The sequence below is a fragment of the Pedobacter nototheniae genome (genome assembly GCF_032678625.1).
GTDB lineage: Bacteria > Bacteroidota > Bacteroidia > Sphingobacteriales > Sphingobacteriaceae > Pedobacter > Pedobacter nototheniae_A.
The window spans coordinates 14,201-32,321 of sequence record NZ_JAVTSO010000001.1; the positions used below are offsets into that span (position 1 = coordinate 14,201).

The 18,121-nt window shown below is 35.0% G+C and carries 18 protein-coding genes; 5 read left to right on the plus strand and 13 right to left on the minus strand.

Going from position 1 to position 18,121, the window contains the following annotated elements:
* Positions 1-53: 53 nt before the first annotated feature.
* The gene (locus R2Q77_RS00085; RefSeq protein WP_316801667.1) at positions 54-1,097 is read left to right on the plus strand and encodes a sensor histidine kinase; all 1,044 of its coding nucleotides are present in this window, start codon (positions 54-56) and stop codon (positions 1,095-1,097) included.
* On the plus strand, positions 1,094-1,813 hold the full coding sequence (locus R2Q77_RS00090) for a LytTR family DNA-binding domain-containing protein (protein ID WP_316801668.1): 720 nt from the start codon (positions 1,094-1,096) through the stop codon (positions 1,811-1,813). The genes R2Q77_RS00085 and R2Q77_RS00090 overlap by 4 nt, the downstream gene beginning before the upstream one ends.
* 292 nt (positions 1,814-2,105) lie before the next feature.
* On the opposite strand, the gene R2Q77_RS00095 is transcribed toward R2Q77_RS00090, so the two are convergent.
* Positions 2,106-2,351 (minus strand): hypothetical protein, encoded by a 246-nt coding sequence (locus R2Q77_RS00095; protein WP_316801669.1) that lies wholly within the window; start codon positions 2,349-2,351, stop codon positions 2,106-2,108.
* A gap of 192 nt (positions 2,352-2,543) precedes the next feature.
* Complete coding sequence (locus tag R2Q77_RS00100; RefSeq protein ID WP_316801670.1) at positions 2,544-2,831, minus strand: hypothetical protein; 288 nt, start codon at positions 2,829-2,831, stop codon at positions 2,544-2,546.
* 473 nt (positions 2,832-3,304) lie between these two features.
* Between R2Q77_RS00100 and R2Q77_RS00105 the strand changes: the two genes are divergently transcribed.
* Complete coding sequence (locus tag R2Q77_RS00105; RefSeq protein ID WP_316801671.1) at positions 3,305-3,502, plus strand: hypothetical protein; 198 nt, start codon at positions 3,305-3,307, stop codon at positions 3,500-3,502.
* A gap of 69 nt (positions 3,503-3,571) precedes the next feature.
* On the opposite strand, the gene R2Q77_RS00110 is transcribed toward R2Q77_RS00105, so the two are convergent.
* The 8 genes from R2Q77_RS00110 to R2Q77_RS00145 form a co-directional block, all read right to left on the minus strand.
* Positions 3,572-3,892 carry a hypothetical protein gene (locus tag R2Q77_RS00110; protein WP_316801672.1) on the minus strand — a complete coding sequence of 107 codons (321 nt, stop codon included), beginning with the start codon at positions 3,890-3,892 and terminating at the stop codon, positions 3,572-3,574.
* A gap of 676 nt (positions 3,893-4,568) precedes the next feature.
* Positions 4,569-5,783 carry a PAAR-like protein gene (locus tag R2Q77_RS00115; RefSeq protein WP_316801673.1) on the minus strand — a complete coding sequence of 405 codons (1,215 nt, stop codon included), beginning with the start codon at positions 5,781-5,783 and terminating at the stop codon, positions 4,569-4,571.
* Entirely contained in the window at positions 5,761-6,750 is a 990-nt protein-coding gene (locus R2Q77_RS00120) for a hypothetical protein (protein ID WP_316801674.1), read from the minus strand. Before R2Q77_RS00120 ends, R2Q77_RS00115 begins: the two co-directional genes overlap by 23 nt.
* Before the next feature lie 6 nt (positions 6,751-6,756).
* Complete coding sequence (locus tag R2Q77_RS00125) at positions 6,757-8,544, minus strand: type VI secretion system Vgr family protein (protein WP_316801675.1); 1,788 nt, start codon at positions 8,542-8,544, stop codon at positions 6,757-6,759.
* 291 nt (positions 8,545-8,835) lie between these two features.
* Entirely contained in the window at positions 8,836-9,081 is a 246-nt protein-coding gene (locus R2Q77_RS00130; RefSeq protein WP_316801676.1) for a hypothetical protein, read from the minus strand.
* Positions 9,082-9,810: 729 nt separating this feature from the next.
* Complete coding sequence (gene dnaA, locus R2Q77_RS00135) at positions 9,811-11,241, minus strand: chromosomal replication initiator protein DnaA (protein ID WP_316801677.1); 1,431 nt, start codon at positions 11,239-11,241, stop codon at positions 9,811-9,813.
* A 470-nt stretch (positions 11,242-11,711) separates the two neighbouring features.
* Positions 11,712-13,259 carry a methylmalonyl-CoA mutase gene (locus tag R2Q77_RS00140; RefSeq protein ID WP_316801678.1) on the minus strand — a complete coding sequence of 516 codons (1,548 nt, stop codon included), beginning with the start codon at positions 13,257-13,259 and terminating at the stop codon, positions 11,712-11,714.
* Positions 13,260-13,350: 91 nt separating this feature from the next.
* A complete protein-coding gene (locus tag R2Q77_RS00145; protein WP_316801679.1) occupies positions 13,351-13,881 on the minus strand; it encodes a hypothetical protein in 531 nt (176 codons plus the stop codon).
* Between the two features lie 92 nt (positions 13,882-13,973).
* On the opposite strand from R2Q77_RS00145, the gene R2Q77_RS00150 reads away from it, so the two are divergent.
* Together R2Q77_RS00150 and R2Q77_RS00155 are read left to right on the plus strand one after the other, a co-directional pair.
* On the plus strand, positions 13,974-14,327 hold the full coding sequence (locus R2Q77_RS00150; protein ID WP_316801680.1) for an iron-sulfur cluster assembly accessory protein: 354 nt from the start codon (positions 13,974-13,976) through the stop codon (positions 14,325-14,327).
* Positions 14,328-14,439: 112 nt separating this feature from the next.
* Positions 14,440-15,672: an ABC transporter permease gene (locus tag R2Q77_RS00155; protein ID WP_316801681.1), complete on the plus strand. Its 1,233-nt coding sequence runs from the start codon at positions 14,440-14,442 to the stop codon at positions 15,670-15,672.
* A gap of 109 nt (positions 15,673-15,781) precedes the next feature.
* On the opposite strand, the gene R2Q77_RS00160 is transcribed toward R2Q77_RS00155, so the two are convergent.
* From R2Q77_RS00160 to galE, 3 genes are read right to left on the minus strand one after another with little or no spacing between them, the layout of a single operon-like run.
* On the minus strand, positions 15,782-16,519 hold the full coding sequence (locus R2Q77_RS00160) for a tyrosine-protein phosphatase (protein WP_316801682.1): 738 nt from the start codon (positions 16,517-16,519) through the stop codon (positions 15,782-15,784).
* A 23-nt stretch (positions 16,520-16,542) separates the two neighbouring features.
* Positions 16,543-17,097: a hypothetical protein gene (locus R2Q77_RS00165; protein ID WP_316801683.1), complete on the minus strand. Its 555-nt coding sequence runs from the start codon at positions 17,095-17,097 to the stop codon at positions 16,543-16,545.
* A complete protein-coding gene (gene galE / locus R2Q77_RS00170; protein WP_316801684.1) occupies positions 17,098-18,120 on the minus strand; it encodes a UDP-glucose 4-epimerase GalE in 1,023 nt (340 codons plus the stop codon).
* Position 18,121: the final 1 nt, after the last annotated feature.

The window sequence follows — 18,121 nt, forward strand, 5'->3', positions numbered from 1 at the left end:
CATTAGAGGTGGTACTTATTGTTTGATTATATTATTTTTAGAAAAATTTATCCATGAAAAAATCCCATTTCGTTTATTTCCATATTGGTTACTGGTTAATTTTATGGCTTAAAGAATTGCTTTTTGGTTTTCAAACCTTTAACGTAGATGATCTTACTTTTTCCAACGTCATAGGGATTTTAACCGTAAAACTGATTACGCTGATTTTTCCACTCTGTATATTTTATATAAACTTTCTTGTATTGGTGCCCAAGCTGGTCCGACCGAAGAAAATCTTATTCTATATTATTTCCATTTTCGCCCTTTTCGCTGCTCTTGCGCCACTGCACCAGTATATTTATGGATATATATTACCTAAAAAATTCGGCTGGTATTCTTATGTTTATACAGATAAACTAACTTTTTGGCTTTCATTTCAAACCTTGCTGTTCGAAAACTACGTATACATTTTCTTTAGTATTGCCATTAGCTATGTAAATGAATTTTTTGAAACACAGAAAAAGCAACAGGAACTGGCGAAAGAACAGGCCTTAACGGAGTTGGCTTATTTAAAATCGCAGATCAATCCACACTTTTTGTTCAATACATTAAATGATATTTATGCCCTAACTTACCAACAGGCAAAGCAAGCGCCAGAGGCCGTTTTAAAATTATCGGCTTTATTACGCTATATGCTTAAAGAAAGTAACGATCGGTTTGCGTTAATCGAAAAAGAAATCAGTTACCTCAGAAATGTAATCGAGTTATTCGAAATCGGCCAGAAAGGAATGGCTAATGTCAAGCTTGAGATTACCGGGACGATGGCACAACAACAAATTGCCCCCCTCATTTTAATCAACTTTATCGAAAATGCATTTAAACATGGTGTCACTAACGATCCTCAAAATCCCATTTATATTATGGTAGCGATTAACCCCAACCATTTGGATTTTAAAGTCGTCAATAAAAAGAACAACGACCAAAAAGATAAAACAAGTGGCATTGGCTTGGCCAATGTACAAAGGAGACTTTCTTTAATATACCCTAACAGGCATAAGCTTCAAATTATAGATGAAAATGATACTTTTACAGTTACCTTAAAATTAGATTGGATATGATTCGCTGTATTGTTGTTGATGATAAACCTTTGGCCATCGACATTTTAAATGATTATGTGGGTAAAGTACCCGATTTGAGTTTAGTTTTTAGTAGTACAAATCCTTTAGAAGCCTTAGAATATGTGATGAAAAACGAAGTTGATCTTGTTTTTCTGGATATACAAATGCCACAATTGAATGGTGTTCAATTTATGAAAATTGTAAGCGGCAAATGTAAAGTGATTTTAACCACAGCCTATTCAGAATATGCTTTGGATGGCTTTGAAAATGACGCTATTGATTATTTATTAAAACCAATTTCATTTGAGCGTTTTTATAAAGCTGTTCAGAAGGCGCAACACTATTTCGATTCTGCCCCGCAAACTAACCCTAAAATTGAACAGCTGCCCACAATTGTTAAGGAAAATGATTTCATTTTTGTTAAAACAGAGTATAAGCTCGTTAAAATAAACACAGAAGATATTCTATATGTGGAAGGAATGCAAAACTATGTAGCCATACATACCAAAACAGGAAAAGTAATGTCTTTACAAAACATTAAAAAAACTGAGGAGCAATTGCCTAAAAAACAATTTATAAGGGTTCATAAATCTTATATCATCGCTGTAAATAAAATAATCAGCATTGAGCGCAGCAGAATTTATATTGGAGAAACGATCATTTCACTTGGCGATGTGTATAAAGATGAATTTTATAAAATAATTGAGGGGAAATAAACAGTGGGAAGGTTTATTATTTGATGCGAAGGAATAACTACTTATTCTCTAAACCATTAGCTAAACACTGGTAAACTCAATCGCTAATAATAGGATTTTATTTATCCAATTTTCATTATAAGAAATAAGAAAGGGAATAGATATATAATACAAGAAATCATAGCAATGAGCATTATAGTCTTTATAATAGCGTACTCGTATAAAAAAAGATGTAATATGTTCTTATGTTACAATCATATATGAAGCTTAATCTCGCATGTTTCGGTTTAACCTAAATTGGAATAACAGTAGTTTATGCGTTCGACTCATTTATTAATTTATTTACCTCATCTATACTTAAACAATCTTCTCCCTCTATTAACCACCCAGTCATATAGTCATCTAAGAGCCTCGTAAGATATCTATCTATATACTTCCATTCCTTGTTTTCCCAAACTTCAATTGTTGCAACATTTTCATAAATCAGCTTTCCATTACCAGGAACACGAAAAATTTTTTCTATATTATTAAAATTCCGCTTGTAGTAGTTATAATTCATTTATTTAATACTTTCAACACCAATTAAATCATATAAGTATTTATAATTAAACTTTATTCATATAATTTTTTAGTCTCTATGAACGCTAAGAAATCTGTTATTTTAATGTTTACTCATTCCGATTTCAATCGATTAAATTCGCTGGTTATTAAATACTTGAACATGTTAACATTTATCTTGCCCCCTTATTTATCAAGCACTTATAATTCTATCTTCGTATTTTCTTATAAATGCATGTAACTTATTTAAGTACGCTAAAATATCTTCATTAGAATATTTTGTTTCGCTTATCATGGTCTTAAAATTAAAACTTGGATATAATGCCATTATATAATCCAATTCTGGAAGCATTTTTTTTCTTTTTTCTAAAGAAAAGCGCTCTTGAAAAGACTCAATATCTTCTTCATTAAAAACTAATGAATCTATATCATCAATATAATGGAGTGAGTAAAGTAATAAGGATATTGTTTCTGTTTTCATGTTTTACCAACCTGTTTTTTAGGTTTGTTGCATTAATACCTTTTTCTGAAACCTCTTTGTGAACTTGCTCGGTAAATTCTCAATCTGGTTTATAGTAAGCTTATGATCTTTATTGGTTAAACGCCAAAAATTTGATTTCAAGAAAGGACATCAAAACCTGTTGACTTAGGGAAAGATAATTTCTCTAACATATTTTCTTTTTTTCTGATGAGCTGTTAGATTGGCAAGATGAGTTTGTGATAGTTAAAATAGGTAAACAAGCCAATAAGGTTAACTTTCTTATTTTTTTTTCATGTTATATTTTAGATTTAAAAATTACTACGGTATACAATATAATTCCTCCCGAATAAAAAAACAAATGATATAAATTCTTAAAATTCGTAGCGTTCTTTAAAAACCATTTGATATGCCCTTTAGCTGGCATCCCATAATTTTGGTGAAAATTCGTTTGCTTTGTAATTATCATATTAACTATGCCGTATGAAAAATTAAAAAGAGTAATCATTGAAATCGCAAATAGCAAAACAATTAAGTATTCTTTTGCAAGTGCTGCCCCTATATTTGGCAGAATGGCATTGTACAAAAGCTTTAAAGGATATATTGAAAGAAAGAAGACAAGTGGATACAATATTAATATTGACTTATTAGAAAGTTTTTTGTTGAGAAAATAATAGCAATAAGTAAATATGACCACATAAACAACATAAATTATAATTTTCATATTATCCAATTAAAACATTTTACATCCTGTTAGTAAAGTACCTGGAATTGGGGGTTACGGAAACATAATTCTCTCCAGTAATAAAATCAACTATAGGCTTAAGAGAAAATGACGCTTCTAAATCAATATTGAGACCTAATGCTAAAGCTATTTTTCCACCAACATTAGCGCCAATTTCCATATCATCAATATCTAAATAATATCCGGCTTTTCCACCAATTGCAGCAGAACCTCCTGATAAACCAAATTTCGACTTAGCCTTCACTATACCTAAAAAATTTATGTCACCACCAGCATCAGCTTTAACCACACCTGCATCAGCAGATGCCTCTACTTGCATTCCATATCTCTGATCGGGACCGCCAGAATAAGAAAAAGCTTCGGCACCAACACCTTTTACAATTTTTTTGAGACTCTCTATTTTTTTATGATTCTAAAAAGTTACGGGTACCAAATCCAAAAGACGAGAGCTAAAATCATAAAAAATAATACCCTAATTATTCCTTTGCTGTGTACAATGTAAAAGAAACCATAAAGAATTGTTGATAAAATGGAAAGATAAAACAGGAAATTAAATAAATTAAGTCTATAAAAATTAAATAAAAAAACATCCATGATTGATCTTGAGGAATCAATGTTAAACACTGGATAATAATAGAAACCCTTTTGTTTGCCATCATTCCACAATGGTGGTGGCGAATATAAAGGGTTCTTTGCAGTATAGAAATTTATTATTTGCCGTTCATTCAGCATTATTATTTTTTTATCATAAAACCTGTTTTTATATCTTTGATAATAAATATTACTATCATTATGTAAGCCTATAGTTAAATATGTTTTTGACCCATCTTTAGATAAATTAATTTTATTAATAGTAGCATTAATGGCTTTAAGATTAGTAAACATATAAAAACTAATGAAAATGATCCTAATTAATAATAAAATTAGAATCATTAAGCTTACAAAAAGCGGTTTGTTATTAAACCATATATTTTTTATTGCGCTCATATAGTTTCTTAAATCTTTATAGCAAACACACCTAATTTTTCTTTCGCTATTGACTCTGGATTAATAGAACTTTCAAGTAGTCTTCTTTGTTCTCGCTCGACAACTATATTGCTAATTGTTTCAAAAATTGTCCCCGCCCAAAAAAGCCCACCCGCAGGTGTTTTAGGATTGAAACCGTCCTTAAAACCTTTAGCTCCTTTTTTTAAATTATCAGAATGTTTGGCATTAAGCTCTTTTTGCCCTAAATTTCTATTATAACTTGCTTTCTCGTTTTGTAGATTTTTCCATTCCTGACTACGACGATAGTTGTGCTTTCCATATGTCGCTTTTATTTGATTTTCCTGAGTTTTAAATTTATTTTTATTTAAAGGATTGTTCAAAGAACCTTCATTTGGATTCACTCTTTGACTTTGTGCACTCTCTGTTCCTTTTCTAATTATTTCTTCTCTATTATTGTGGATTTCTTTTGCATCAACTCCAGTTCTAACAGAATTTTCATCCCCACTCATTTTTGGAGCATAGTAGCCCAAATCATTTGACGCTCCGTAAATTCCCTCATTGTAGAGAGGACTATCTTTTAAATTATCATTCATTTTCCCATTAACACTCTCTTTTGCGAAATCTTGCAATTCATTAACTCCAACATTTAAAACATATCCAGTTCCTATCCCTGCCATATATCCTCCAAAACCTACTTGTGCCGTAACACAATAAGCTCCGTATCCACCTAACATCCAACCTCCTATAAATGACATTGCAATTTCTGTAGCTGCCTTGTTTCTAAAAATCGCTGCCTGTTGCGAGGCTATATTTTTATCATAAATAGGAATGATTGTGCCTCCTATTGGGCAGCTAAAATAAGATTTATCGGTAAGTACATTTTTCTTTTCCACATATGTAGTTGGATGAATTTTTTTCCATCCCCCACCATTAAAAAAGTTTACAATAGCACACATGCTTAAACTAATTCCGGTAGCTACAACAATAGTAAGTAGAATGGCCGCTAAGCTACCTCCCGAGGCCACCATTGCGCCGGCAACCAAAGCACCTAAGATTAAGGCGTACTTACACATAAAATCGCCAAAACGGTCATCTTTAGTTGCTATTAGCCTATTCTTATCATCATTAAAAACAGTTCCTTGGCTATAAACAACCAATTCTGATTTCATCATGCCACTGCTACAAACTAAATATACCTTACTAGGTAATATCGCTTTTTTCATCTTTAAGCTCTTTAATATTACAATCCATAAACATCTCTATACTTCCGGCTTTTTCAAAAACAGTCGCATTCATTTTCTTTATCAAACTACTATTATTTTCAATATCATAATTAGCTTCAAAATCGTAGCTATATTCATCCAGATCGATTTTTGCAAAAGGATATACCTCTTTGTACATTGCTTTTAATTTAGTTGTATCAAAATCATCTGGCTCTATTCCTTGCATTTCTAATTCACTTATACCTGTTTCGCTATGATAACGTTTTACTTTAACTTCAAAATCAAGTGGAACGATCTGGTCTTTAAATAATGTTGAATTTTTGAATTTTCTTTTTAGCGGATATGTTTTTTTTAATTCGTATTCTTGCCAATATCCGATAAACAACATTGCATAGATTGTATACCCATTATTTAAAAAATTAACTAAATCAAAATCCTTTAAATATTCATCATCACCCCCCTTGAGGATTAAATCTTGCTCCTCTGCTTTAAACATTAAGAACTTTCGATCATTTTTTAAGTCTGCCCGTATACTTAACCAACGTTGCTTCAGTTCTTCCTTATTAAGAATATTTAATATTGAACCGTCTTTATCTAATTTTAAAGTGATATTGTCCTTCACTGATGCAATTTTAGATAATAAGCTATTAAAGTTATTTAATTCTTCAATATTGTTATCAAGATAACTACTTAGTATTTCTATATTAACTGTGCAATATGAACCAACCTCTTGTATAGTAAGTTTGAAATCAGTCATTGTAGATGATTTGCTTACTATTATATCATCAATGCGCATTAATGATAAGCATTCACTTCGATAAACCCGACTTAGGTCGGATCGTTTAAATTCCAAATCGTGCATTGTGCTTATTTCAGATTTATCAATAACTTTCGTATTATTTTGTTTATCTTCTTTAGATGACAAACTCCATCTTTGAAAATCCACTAATTTGTTTTCCTCGCTCATAAAAAATTAGTTGATATTAACATTTTTGCCATTTAAAGTATGTTCGTCTTTTGCATCAGTCAAAATTGTACTTCCTCCAGTGTTTATAGCTGTTGTACCTTTTTTACCAATATTAACCTTGGCTCCTGGCGTTGCTCCCTTTTCATCTTTTCCTAATCCCTGGCATTCTGCATTTACGTTAATCGATTCGCTTCCGATGATATTAATGTTTTTTCCAATCAAACTAATCGTTCCGTCCTTCTTCATGGTAATACTGCTGAGGCCAGTTTTGATTACAATGGTTTCGGCAGATTCGGCTGTAATTTGCCCTGTTCCATTTTCTATTTTTACAAAATTTGCCTCATTTGTACCCAAATTTAGCGCATGATTTAAATCGTCAAAACTCAGGCAACTGCCTTTTCTCGAAGTTAAGCCCTTGGTATTGCTATTTTTAAAGCCGCTGCTATCGCCACTTTTACCATGGTAAACACTACCCAATACCACAGGACGTGCTACATTACCTTCTTCAAAAGCAATTACCACCTGGTCGCCTTTTTCCGGTATAACATGAAACCCACGGTTTTTACCGGTATCTCCTGTCCCGGCATTGGGACTTATTACCCTGAGCCACTCAGTAGGGTCGTTGGTTTGACATTCCCACTTTAACTTCACTTTGATCCTACCTTGTCCCTGTGGATCATCGTTATCTAAAACATCGGCCAATTGCATGTCAGGAGCGGGCTTTTCATAATTTTTAACCATTAAACGTTCCGTGGTAGCAACCATTCCTTCAAAGGTGTTGTGGTATTTACCTGTTCCATCTATGTTGTGGTTAATTTTGGTAATCAGGAATTTCCCAAGGCTTTCTGTTGCAAAAGCGAGCTCCTTTCTTAGGCTCATGCTGATTTCGGCAATGGTTCCAATACCCAGTTCGGCATTGTCACCCATAGCATTTATTTTTAGCAATTCGCTAATGTGTGCCTTTTCCTCGTTTTCTACATGGCTTTTAATGTCGCTCCCATTATCAACGCGGATAAGCGATGGCTGATTAAATGTTTTATTGTATATGGTGTTCGATGCATTTATGGCATGTGCCAAATCAGGATTTCCATCGGCTTTTCCTGCACTTTCACTCTGCAACATTTCGTCCTGTTTAGGGTTATAAGCAAAACGCTTATATTTTATTGGCGAAACCTCCATTGCATATTGCAGGTTTTGAACATCACGGCCATAAAACAGGGCTACTTCCTTTTGTTCGTCGGGTTTACCAAAATTGAGTTGTTTTCCGTCATAGAAAAACCATTCGTGATATTCTCCAGATAAACGGTTTAGAAATTGAAAATCACTTTCACGATACTGGATCAGGTAATCTATTGCCGCTTTTCTGGATGCATTGGCTACAATCGTCAGATCGTTTGCCGGTGTATCTTTTGTAGCCAACTTTACAATCGTATCCAGATCCTTATCCAGATAGGAACCCAGATCTGGTCCGCGGTCGATTAAAATAGTAGGACTATAGCCGCTTACAATTAAAACCCCATGATAACCATGACTTTGCGACAACTCTACCCGGGTAACCAAACCTGCAAAATTCTGCATTTTTTCTACTGTGTGACCAAAAGATGCCGTTAAAGTTTTGCCAACGAAATTGCGGCTATCGTCTAAGCTAATCAATCCTGGCGACCCCATCTGATCGTGATTAAAGCGTAGTTCGAAATAATGATGATCATTAAAAGTTTGTTGCAGGCTAAAGGAAGCAAAGTGAATAATACGCTTACCTTCTATATTGATCTCAGTGATTAATTTCTGTTCCATAATTAGTTATTTAATATTTCATGAGCATACCCAAAGAGAAAATAGTCTGCTGCGTTACTAAACTTAATTTTAAACCTAATTTTCTCTTGTAATCTATTTCCAGCGAGGCATGCCTTATGCAAATTGCTGTTAATACTTAGATGGTTGAATACCCTGCTCATTTTGATCGCTTTTAGATGTATATTTTGGTTAGGAAGACCATATGTTTTACTTTCCTTCGGTCAGGCGGAAACATTATTATTTAAAGCCAGATATTGAATAGCTATCTATTATCTGCCGTTTTAATAAAAATTAAGGTTGAGGCCAATCTTTTTCACCTTGTACATTAACCACCTTTAAGCTGGAATCAGGTACTAAAAGATTAAACGACGTATATATATTGTCGGATACCGAAATACTTTCTCTGTATTGAATGAAGTGAGCAGCTAAGAAAAATAGTGCCTTTCTTTTTGAATGTTCTTCTCGATTTAACATCCGGGCACAATGAATTGCATTGTAGCCTTTGCCTGAAAAATTCAATCTAGCTTTGAAAGCCATAGTTTTAAAATTTAAAGGTTAAAAATTGATTTACCGTAGCCTCCGCTACTTTCGTTAAGTAAAACCAAATATCAAGCCAAATTTTTCTATACTACTCATTACTAACCCATAACAATTTCTTGAAATTACTAAGAAAGCTTTAGTTGGTATTGAAATGCCATTAATTATGAAAAAAGTTGTGGAAAAATTTTTAAGTAAAATTAACTATGTGAAACTATGATTTAGAAAATAAACCGCAAATTGAATACTAATTTTCCCTAAATGCTACATTTTTTCCCCAAGCGTACAGGTGGATTTGTTATTTGGTAAGATAATGCCTTAATACTGCAAAAAGACCAGGATTAAGTGTTCTGCTCTTGATTATAGAAGATTTTGCTTCATCCTAACTTCCGTAATAAAAACTTTGCATTTAGGTAAGTTCCCGCTCAGCTACTCAACTGAGTTTGATTGTTAATTTAGAAATTACCCTTATAAACAATATGGCTAAGTTCATCGTCATGCAGCATTTATTTCAGCATCTCTCTTGGGCAGGAAAGACCCTTAAGTAAATTCAGGGTGGTTTATTAAGTAATCAAGCGTGTGCTTTAAATAGATAAAAGAGAATTTAATAATCCAATTCGGGCTACCATGCTTCCTGTACTCTTTTATATATGTAGTTAAATCTTAGGCACAACAAAAAGCCCCCAATAAAAATTGGGGGCTCCTGTTATTTTATTAAGATGAGCATGTTTAGCTCATTTTTAATTTTTTCTGAATATCGTGCACGTAAGCTTTAAACTTCTTATCTGTATCAATTAAATCTTCAACGGTTTGACAAGCGTAGATTACTGTACTGTGATCGCGGCCGCCAAAGAAAGCTCCAATTGTTTTTAAAGACGATTTCGTGTGGCTTTTTGATAAATACATAGATATTTGACGGGCCTGGACAATCTCACGTTTACGTGTTTGAGATTTAACCATATCAACAGGAACTTCGAAATATTCGCAAACCAACTTCTGAATGTATTCCATCGAAATCTCTTTTGAGGTATTCTTGATGAAATTCTTCAACATCTGTTTAGCTAAGCTTAAATCAATTTCTTTTTTGTTTAAAGTAGCCTGTGCCAATAATGAAACCATTGCGCCTTCCAGTTCACGCACGTTATTGTCGATATTATGTGCAACATACTCTACAACATCTCCTGGTAATTCAATACCATCGGCGTACATTTTCTTTCTTAAAATTGCAATCCGGGTTTCCAGGTCAGGGATTTGCAAATCAGCTGAAAGCCCCCATTTGAAACGACTTAATAAGCGCTCCTCTAAACCTGCTAAATCTTTTGGTGCTTTATCTGATGTTAAGATAACCTGTTTACCTGATTGGTGCAGATGATTAAAGATGTGGAAGAAAATATCCTGGGTTTTTTCTTTACCTGCAAAGTTGTGTACATCATCCATAATGATTACATCCATTGCCTGGTAAAAATTAACGAAATCGTTAATGGTATTGTTTTTCAGGGAATCCACAAACTGCTGGCAAAACTTTTCGCAGCTTACATAAATAACCAGCTTATCAGGCATGGTTGCTTTTATCTCATTTCCTATTGCCTGTGCAAGGTGGGTTTTTCCTAAACCTACTCCACCATAAATCATTAACGGATTAAATGATGTACCCCCTGGTTTTGCAGCAACGGCATAACCTGCAGAGCGGGCCAAACGGTTACAATCTCCTTCAATATAATTATCAAAAGTATAATTTGAGTTTAATTGTGGGTCAACATTTAATTTTTTTAATCCAGGGATTATAAATGGATTTTTAATGTCTTTGTTAATAGAAACCGGGATGGGCATAGATTGCGACTTTGCTTCTGCTCCGTTTCCGTTAGACGGCATATTGGTGGTATAAGGATTACCACTGTTTGATGATTTATCTACAACGATATTATATTCCAACCGCCCGTCTTCTCCAAGTTGTTTTTTTACAGTTTTACGTAATAAGCCTACGTAGTGTTCTTCAAGCCATTCGTAAAAGAATAAACTCGGTACCTGAATGGTTAAAACCTTACCTTCTAATTTAAGGGCTGTTATTGGCTCGAACCAAGTTTTGAAACTTTGGTTCGGAATGTTATCCTTAATAATTTGAAGACAGTTCTTCCACACTTCTGTACAAGTTTTTTCCATTGCGATTTCTATAATTTATTGGTTTACAGTGCCGATTCGGTAATCCGAGATGGATCGTTTCGGGACTACGAATATTGAGAAAATTATCAACATTTTAAACAAAAATTTCAAATATTTCGTAACATCTTCATAAGCAGCAAACTATCACCATCAACCTGAATTTTTAGTGTGGATAACTATTTATCCACATCGGTTTTCCACATCACGACTACTTTTGTCCCTATTTCCGCTATGTCAGCATAAACTGGCATCAGGAAAGCAAATTCCACGCCACATGGCTTAATTTTGAGCTTAATTTTGGTTATTTTTATTCAGTAATCTCAAACCCACTGAATATCAAAGCTATTATATAAATACTAATTTACCGGATAATATGTCTGTTCAGTTTATTCAAACGCTGATTATATTTTTATTTCCCCATACGGGGCATTTGGAGACAAATTACCCCAGCTTTAATGCACTCCTTACAATTAATATTCGCCGAAAACACTTCTCAGCACATCTGCAATTTCACCAAGCGTTGCATACTTCTCAACGGCATCAATAATTAATGGCATTAAGTTTACATCTGCACTTGCCGCTTTTGCCAATGCAGCCAATGCTACTTCAACTTCATCCGCATTTCGATGTGCTTTTAAATACTCCAGTTTTTCAGTCTGCAGCTTTCGGATAGAATCATCAATATTAAAAACTTCGGTAATCCCTTCTTCCGCCTGGGTAAATTTATTTACACCAACTAAAACCCTTGTGCCATTTTCTACTTCTGTTTGATATTGATAAGCTGCCCCAGAAATTTCATTCTGCATATAATCGCTTTCTATTGCATTTACAGATCCGCCCATAGCATCGATCTTATCTATATATATCCAGGCAGCAGCTTCTACTTCATCCGTTAAGTTTTCAATAAAAAAAGATCCAGCCAGTGGATCTACAGTATCTGTTACACCGCTTTCAAAACCTATAATTTGCTGTGTACGCAAAGCGATTTTAGCGGCGGATTCTGTTGGAAGCGAAAGTGCTTCATCATATCCATTGGTATGCAAAGACTGTGTACCGCCTAAAACAGCGGCCATGGCCTGGTTACTTACCCTGATTACATTATTTAGAGGTTGCTGTGCCGTTAAGGTCGAGCCGCCCGTTTGCGTATGAAAACGAAGCATCTGTGCTTTTACATCTGTAGCACCAAGATCTTTGGTGATTTTTGCCCACATTCTTCTTGCAGCCCTAAATTTGGCAATTTCTTCAAAAAAATTATTGTGGCAATTAAAAAAGAAAGATAATCTTTTGGCAAAAATATTAATATCCAACCCCTTATCCAGTGCCGCTTTTAGATAGGTTTTTCCATTAGCTAAGGTAAAAGCCAATTCCTGCACCGCTGTTGAACCTGCTTCCCTGATGTGATAGCCCGAAATAGAAATGGTATTCCATTTGGGTACTTCCTTACTGCAATATTCAAAAATATCGGTAATTAACCGCATTGATGGTTTAGGCGGATAGATATAAGTACCTCTCGCGGCATATTCTTTTAATATATCGTTTTGTATGGTACCCGAAATTTGCTTTAAATCTGCTCCTTGTTTCTTAGCTAAAGCAATATACATTGCCAATAAAATGGATGCGGTAGCATTAATTGTCATTGATGTTGTAATGTTTTTCAGTTCAATGCCATCAAACAAAATCTCAATATCTTTTAATGAATCAATGGCTACGCCAACTTTTCCAACTTCGCCATCTGCCATTTCATGATCAGAATCATAACCTATCTGCGTAGGTAAATCAAAAGCTACCGAAAGCCCCGTTGTACCCTGTGCTAATAAATAATGATAACGCTTATTGGATTCTTCGGCTGTGGAAAAGCCTGCATACTGGCGCATGGTCCACAAACGACCACGATACATATCCTTTTGAATACCCCGGGTAAAAGGAAATTCGCCTGGCTTCTCCTCCATGGCCTTTGCCGAAGTATAAAGCTCTTTAATTTCTATACCTGATGTGGTTATATGTTTATTATCACTCATCTTTATAGTTGGTTAATTGTGCCGCCTTGCTGTGTCCGGTAATTGTTAAAATTGATTAACTGAAGCTTATGCAATCAACAGTTAACCGGATCTAAAACAATTGCTGAATGTCCTTTTTTATGAGTTCGATGGTTAAATCATAAGGATTTTCATCTATAGAAGCCATATGCTGCAATATGGCTTTACTCAATTCTATTCCATTAGCATCAGCTGGCAAACCCTGTACTGCATTGTTAATCATGGCAATGGTATCATCTTTTAATTTCCTTACCACATTCCAGGTAATACTGTTTACATACAGCTGCTGGGTAATATTATGCTGGTATTCTGACCGTACTTCATTTAAAACACCGGCTTGCAATACACTTAAGCCAATTCCCTGCTGGTGTAAACGTACCAGTAAATTGGCTGGGTTTATGCGATCGGTAAATATAATCAGCCTTTCATGTGCCTGTAATCTCAGGGGTAAAAGATGCGCTCTTGCTTCTTTATTAATTTCGATGGTTTTAAGGTTAAAAAAACGCTGAATATCGGCCTTCAGGATATAATAAACTGCCATAAAGGCGATAAAGATGCCGGCAAATAAAATAGCCACATCGGTCAGGATTTGTTGTATATTCATTGGTATTGTTTAACTACGGTAATTTTAACACCCGCATAAAAGCAAAAATGTGCATTATTATTTATATTTGTATCAGTTAAAATTTAAATAACATGAGCACAACAGTTGATACAGCATTTGCACCGGTAAGTTTTTCTGAAAACGCAGCAAAAGAGTTATATAAATTAAGAGATCAGCAAGAAATTGGTGAAAATTTTGGTTTACGTGTTGGCGTTGAAGGCGGTGGCTGCGCAGGAATGAATTACGTTTTAGGTTTCGATCAGAAAAAAGATGGCGATCAGGAGTTTTTTATTGATGGTATTAAAGTATTCATGAATAAAGCACACCAGATGTATTTAATGGGTATGATGATTGACTGGCAGGATGGCTTAAATTCACGTGGTTTTACCTTTGTTAATCCAAATGCAACCAGCACCTGTGGCTGTGGCACAAGTTTTTCGGCATAAACAAAATATTATTGTAACATATAGCACGGTCCCCTTGTCTAAACATTGGGACTTTTTTATTTTTAAGGCAAATTGTTCGCATTTTGCGTCCATCGCCATACGCTATAACTAAATGAATTACAGAGAAAACATCAGGCTGGCATTAGAATCAATTAAAGGCAATCGTTTACGTACCATGTTAACGGCTTTAATTATTGCCATTGGTTTAATGGCTTTAGTTGGCATTTTAACTACGCTTGATGCGGTTAAAAAGAGTATGACCGAGGCATTCAGCAGCATGGGTGCCAATTCATTTACCATCAGGAACCGCGGTACCGGAATTAGAATTGGCGGCCCCGGCAAACGGCCAAAACCTTTTAAGGAAATCAGATATGAGGATGCAGTACGATTTAAAGATAGCCTTAACACGCCAGCAACTGTAGCTGTAAGTGTTTTTGCCAGCGGTGGCTCTACGGTAAAATATGGAAGTTTAAAAACCAACCCTAATATTAATGTACAGGGTGTTGATGAAAATGGCTTACCTGCACAAGGGCTTAACCTTTCAGAAGGTAGAAATTTCAGCAAATCTGAGGTACAAATGGGTTCTAATGTTTGTATTGTTGGGGGCGATGTGGTAGATAAGCTCTTTAAAAATTCAGACCCGATGGATAAACTGATTAATGTTGGAAACAACAGGTTTAAAATTGTTGGAATTTTAGCTAAAAAGGGTTCGAGTATGGGTTTTAGTGGCGATAGAGCTGTGTATGTTCCTTTATTAAAAGCCAAACAGATTAATGCAAATGCCAATCCATCCTACACCATTACCGTTATGGTTCCAAATAACGATATTATGGATAATGTTATTGGAGAATCTACTGCTTTATTTAGAAATATTCGGAAAGTAAAAGTTTCAGAAACCAATAATTTTGAGATTACAAAAAGCGATGCCATTGCTCAAACCTTATTTGAAAACCTTGCTTTTGTAGCCATTGGTGGTGTAGCCATTGGAATTATTACCTTAATTGGTGCTTCTATTGGTTTAATGAATATTATGCTGGTATCGGTTACGGAACGTACCCGCGAAATTGGGATCAGAAAAGCTATAGGTGCTAATCCGCAGGTTATTCGTCGTCAGTTTTTAATCGAAGCTGTGGTAATTTGTTTAATGGGCGGGGCACTGGGTATCTTCCTGGGTATACTCCTCGGAAACATTATATCATTAGCCATGGGCGGCGCATTTATTATTCCATGGATGTTTATTATCGGCGGCTTTTTGTTGTGCGTATTAGTGGGGATTGGCTCTGGTTATTATCCAGCAAAAAAAGCCTCTAAATTGGATCCTGTTGAAGCTTTGAGATACGAGTAAGGCTTAACTCTAAAGTATTAAAAATTAGTCTGTAAGCTCAAGGTTTAAGCCGTTGAGTATAAAATGATTGTGTAAATTTGTATACTTGACGGTTAAAACTAAGAATTGCTTAAAGCAAAACATTATTTAACTGGTGCTGACTTAAAAGTCTTTGCATTTCTGCCGTATTTAAACTTTCTTCCAGTGCTGCTGCGTGTTTTAAATGATGCATATCGCTCCCTATAAAATCAATCATGTGGTTTTCAATCATTTGCACTGCTACATTTTTGGCTCCCGAACCATAATAACCAGTTAATGCAATAGAATTTAACTGCAACAAGCAACCAGTTTCTTTTATCTGATGGTATTTTTCGAAAGAACTGTAGTAATATGGATACCTTTCGGGATGCGCCAGCACAGGTTTATAGCCCGAATCCTGCATGGTTTTGATAAAGTCGATTAAATTTTGAGGTGCATTTATATAAGAAAGTTCAAAAAGCACATAATTATTACCAAAAGTAAGCACCTCCTTTTGTTTAATTTTACGCTCTAAAGTTTCATCTAAATAATATTCAGCGGCAGCATCGATTTCCAGATCCAGTTGAATATCCATCAAACCTTTTCTTAAAATATCCAGGCCCCTGTTAATGGTATCGGGTGTATTGCGAAAATAATCTGCCATAATGTGTGGTGTAGCAATTAGTTTTTTAAAGCCCAGTGCCTTAAACTTTTTCGCCAGCAGCAAAGAATCTCCAATGGTTTGAGCACCATCGTCAATACCCGGTATAATATGCGAGTGCATATCTGTTCCGATATTAGAAAAGTTAAATTCGGGTACTATTTTTTTCTTTTTAAATAAACCGAACATAATAGGATGATTAAAAATTAAATTTATAACGCTTTTGGAATGTTTGACGATTCTGCTGCTGATGCCAGTTTAGAAGCATAAATTTTATCCAACAGCTGATTCACATCATTACTCAAATCAAATTGCAGGTCTTCGTGAAGTTTTCTAAACTTATTCAAAGTTACCGCAACTGTTTTTAAATAGTACACCGAGAAAAGAATCATAAAGTCCCGATAGGAAAGGATTCTACCTTTATACGCTATCGGGATAATATTTAAAATGTAGATTTTGAGTTCAACCTCTCCAACTGCATCTTTTGTAACTTTATAAAAATGATTAACCGAAGTAATCATTTTCCGCACTTTCACCAATGCTTCTTTAGCATTCAGATTTTTTAATTCCGAAATCTGTTCTGCAACATCGGCCTTTATCTTTTCCTTTCGATCTTCAAGATCAGTCTCATCTTCCAGCAACTTATAGTGGAGATGTTCAGTAAGCACTTTATCTTTAGCAACCAAACGCAACAGCAGCTTGTCTTTTTCTTTAACAGGCAAATCTGTTATCGCTAATTTTAAATCTTTATGCGCTGCCAGCTTCATCTAAAAAGGATTAGCTTTAATGTATTTTTCCCACTCCCAGGCAGAACGCATCATTTCATTAATATCCAGGTTAGCTTTCCAGCCCAGCACTTCATTAGATTTAGTTACATCGCCATAAATCTGGATAATGTCTCCTGCTCTCCTTGGTCCAATTTGGTATTCTAATTTAGCACTCGTCGATTTTTCAAATGCAGCAATAATCTCCAGTACGGAGGTACCTTTGCCCGTTCCAACATTAAACACTTCGTAGTTTGAACTGACTTTATTTTCTTCCAGTCGCTTTATAGCTGCAACATGTGCTTTAGCCAAATCAACAACATGAATATAATCACGAATTGCCGATCCGTCAGGTGTATCGTAATCGTCGCCATAAACCCTTATCGGCCCACGTTTGCCAATTGCAGACTGCGTAATAAACGGAACTAAATTTGCCGGAACTCCATTTGGCAACTCGCCAATTAAAGCCGTTTCATGTGCGCCTACCGGATTAAAATAACGGAGTGCAATTACATTTAACGAGGGTGTTACTGCGGCAGTTTCCTCTAAAATCTCTTCGGCAATTTGTTTAGTATTGCCATAAGGCGATTCTGCTTTCTTTACTGGTGCAGCTTCTGTTACCGGTAAAGTATCTGGCTGCCCATAAACGGTGCATGAAGAAGAAAAAACGAAATTTATTTTTTCGTTAAAAGAGGTAAGCAGATTAATTAAGCCATAAAAGTTATTTTTATAATACTTTAATGGTTGCTCAACCGACTCTCCAACAGCTTTATAGGCAGCAAAATGAATGATTCCGCTGATATCGGTGTGGCGCTCTGCAAATTCCTGAACCGCTTTATCATCTTGTAAATCAATTTCATGAAAATCATGCCATTTACCTGTAATGGCGTGAAGCTGTGTTAAAATTTTAATGTTCGAGTTGGAAAGATTATCCAGGATAACCACTTCATAACCTGCATTGTGTAATTCTACTACGGTGTGCGAACCAATATAACCGGTACCCCCGGTAACCAATATTTTAGCCATT

Coding starts and splice junctions, on each gene's coding strand:
- dnaA (WP_316801677.1), bottom strand. CDS start 11,241: ATGGAAAAAACTTGTACAGAAGTGTGGAAGAACTGTCTTCAAATTATT.
- R2Q77_RS00155 (WP_316801681.1), top strand. CDS start 14,440: ATGAATTACAGAGAAAACATCAGGCTGGCATTAGAATCAATTAAAGGC.
- R2Q77_RS00085 (WP_316801667.1), top strand. CDS start 54: ATGAAAAAATCCCATTTCGTTTATTTCCATATTGGTTACTGGTTAATT.
- R2Q77_RS00160 (WP_316801682.1), bottom strand. CDS start 16,519: ATGTTCGGTTTATTTAAAAAGAAAAAAATAGTACCCGAATTTAACTTT.
- R2Q77_RS00095 (WP_316801669.1), bottom strand. CDS start 2,351: ATGAATTATAACTACTACAAGCGGAATTTTAATAATATAGAAAAAATT.
- R2Q77_RS00110 (WP_316801672.1), bottom strand. CDS start 3,892: ATGCAAGTAGAGGCATCTGCTGATGCAGGTGTGGTTAAAGCTGATGCT.
- R2Q77_RS00105 (WP_316801671.1), top strand. CDS start 3,305: ATGCCGTATGAAAAATTAAAAAGAGTAATCATTGAAATCGCAAATAGC.
- R2Q77_RS00120 (WP_316801674.1), bottom strand. CDS start 6,750: ATGAGCGAGGAAAACAAATTAGTGGATTTTCAAAGATGGAGTTTGTCA.
- R2Q77_RS00125 (WP_316801675.1), bottom strand. CDS start 8,544: ATGGAACAGAAATTAATCACTGAGATCAATATAGAAGGTAAGCGTATT.
- R2Q77_RS00165 (WP_316801683.1), bottom strand. CDS start 17,097: ATGAAGCTGGCAGCGCATAAAGATTTAAAATTAGCGATAACAGATTTG.
- galE (WP_316801684.1), bottom strand. CDS start 18,120: ATGGCTAAAATATTGGTTACCGGGGGTACCGGTTATATTGGTTCGCAC.
- R2Q77_RS00150 (WP_316801680.1), top strand. CDS start 13,974: ATGAGCACAACAGTTGATACAGCATTTGCACCGGTAAGTTTTTCTGAA.
- R2Q77_RS00115 (WP_316801673.1), bottom strand. CDS start 5,783: ATGAAAAAAGCGATATTACCTAGTAAGGTATATTTAGTTTGTAGCAGT.
- R2Q77_RS00100 (WP_316801670.1), bottom strand. CDS start 2,831: ATGAAAACAGAAACAATATCCTTATTACTTTACTCACTCCATTATATT.
- R2Q77_RS00140 (WP_316801678.1), bottom strand. CDS start 13,259: ATGAGTGATAATAAACATATAACCACATCAGGTATAGAAATTAAAGAG.
- R2Q77_RS00130 (WP_316801676.1), bottom strand. CDS start 9,081: ATGGCTTTCAAAGCTAGATTGAATTTTTCAGGCAAAGGCTACAATGCA.
- R2Q77_RS00145 (WP_316801679.1), bottom strand. CDS start 13,881: ATGAATATACAACAAATCCTGACCGATGTGGCTATTTTATTTGCCGGC.
- R2Q77_RS00090 (WP_316801668.1), top strand. CDS start 1,094: ATGATTCGCTGTATTGTTGTTGATGATAAACCTTTGGCCATCGACATT.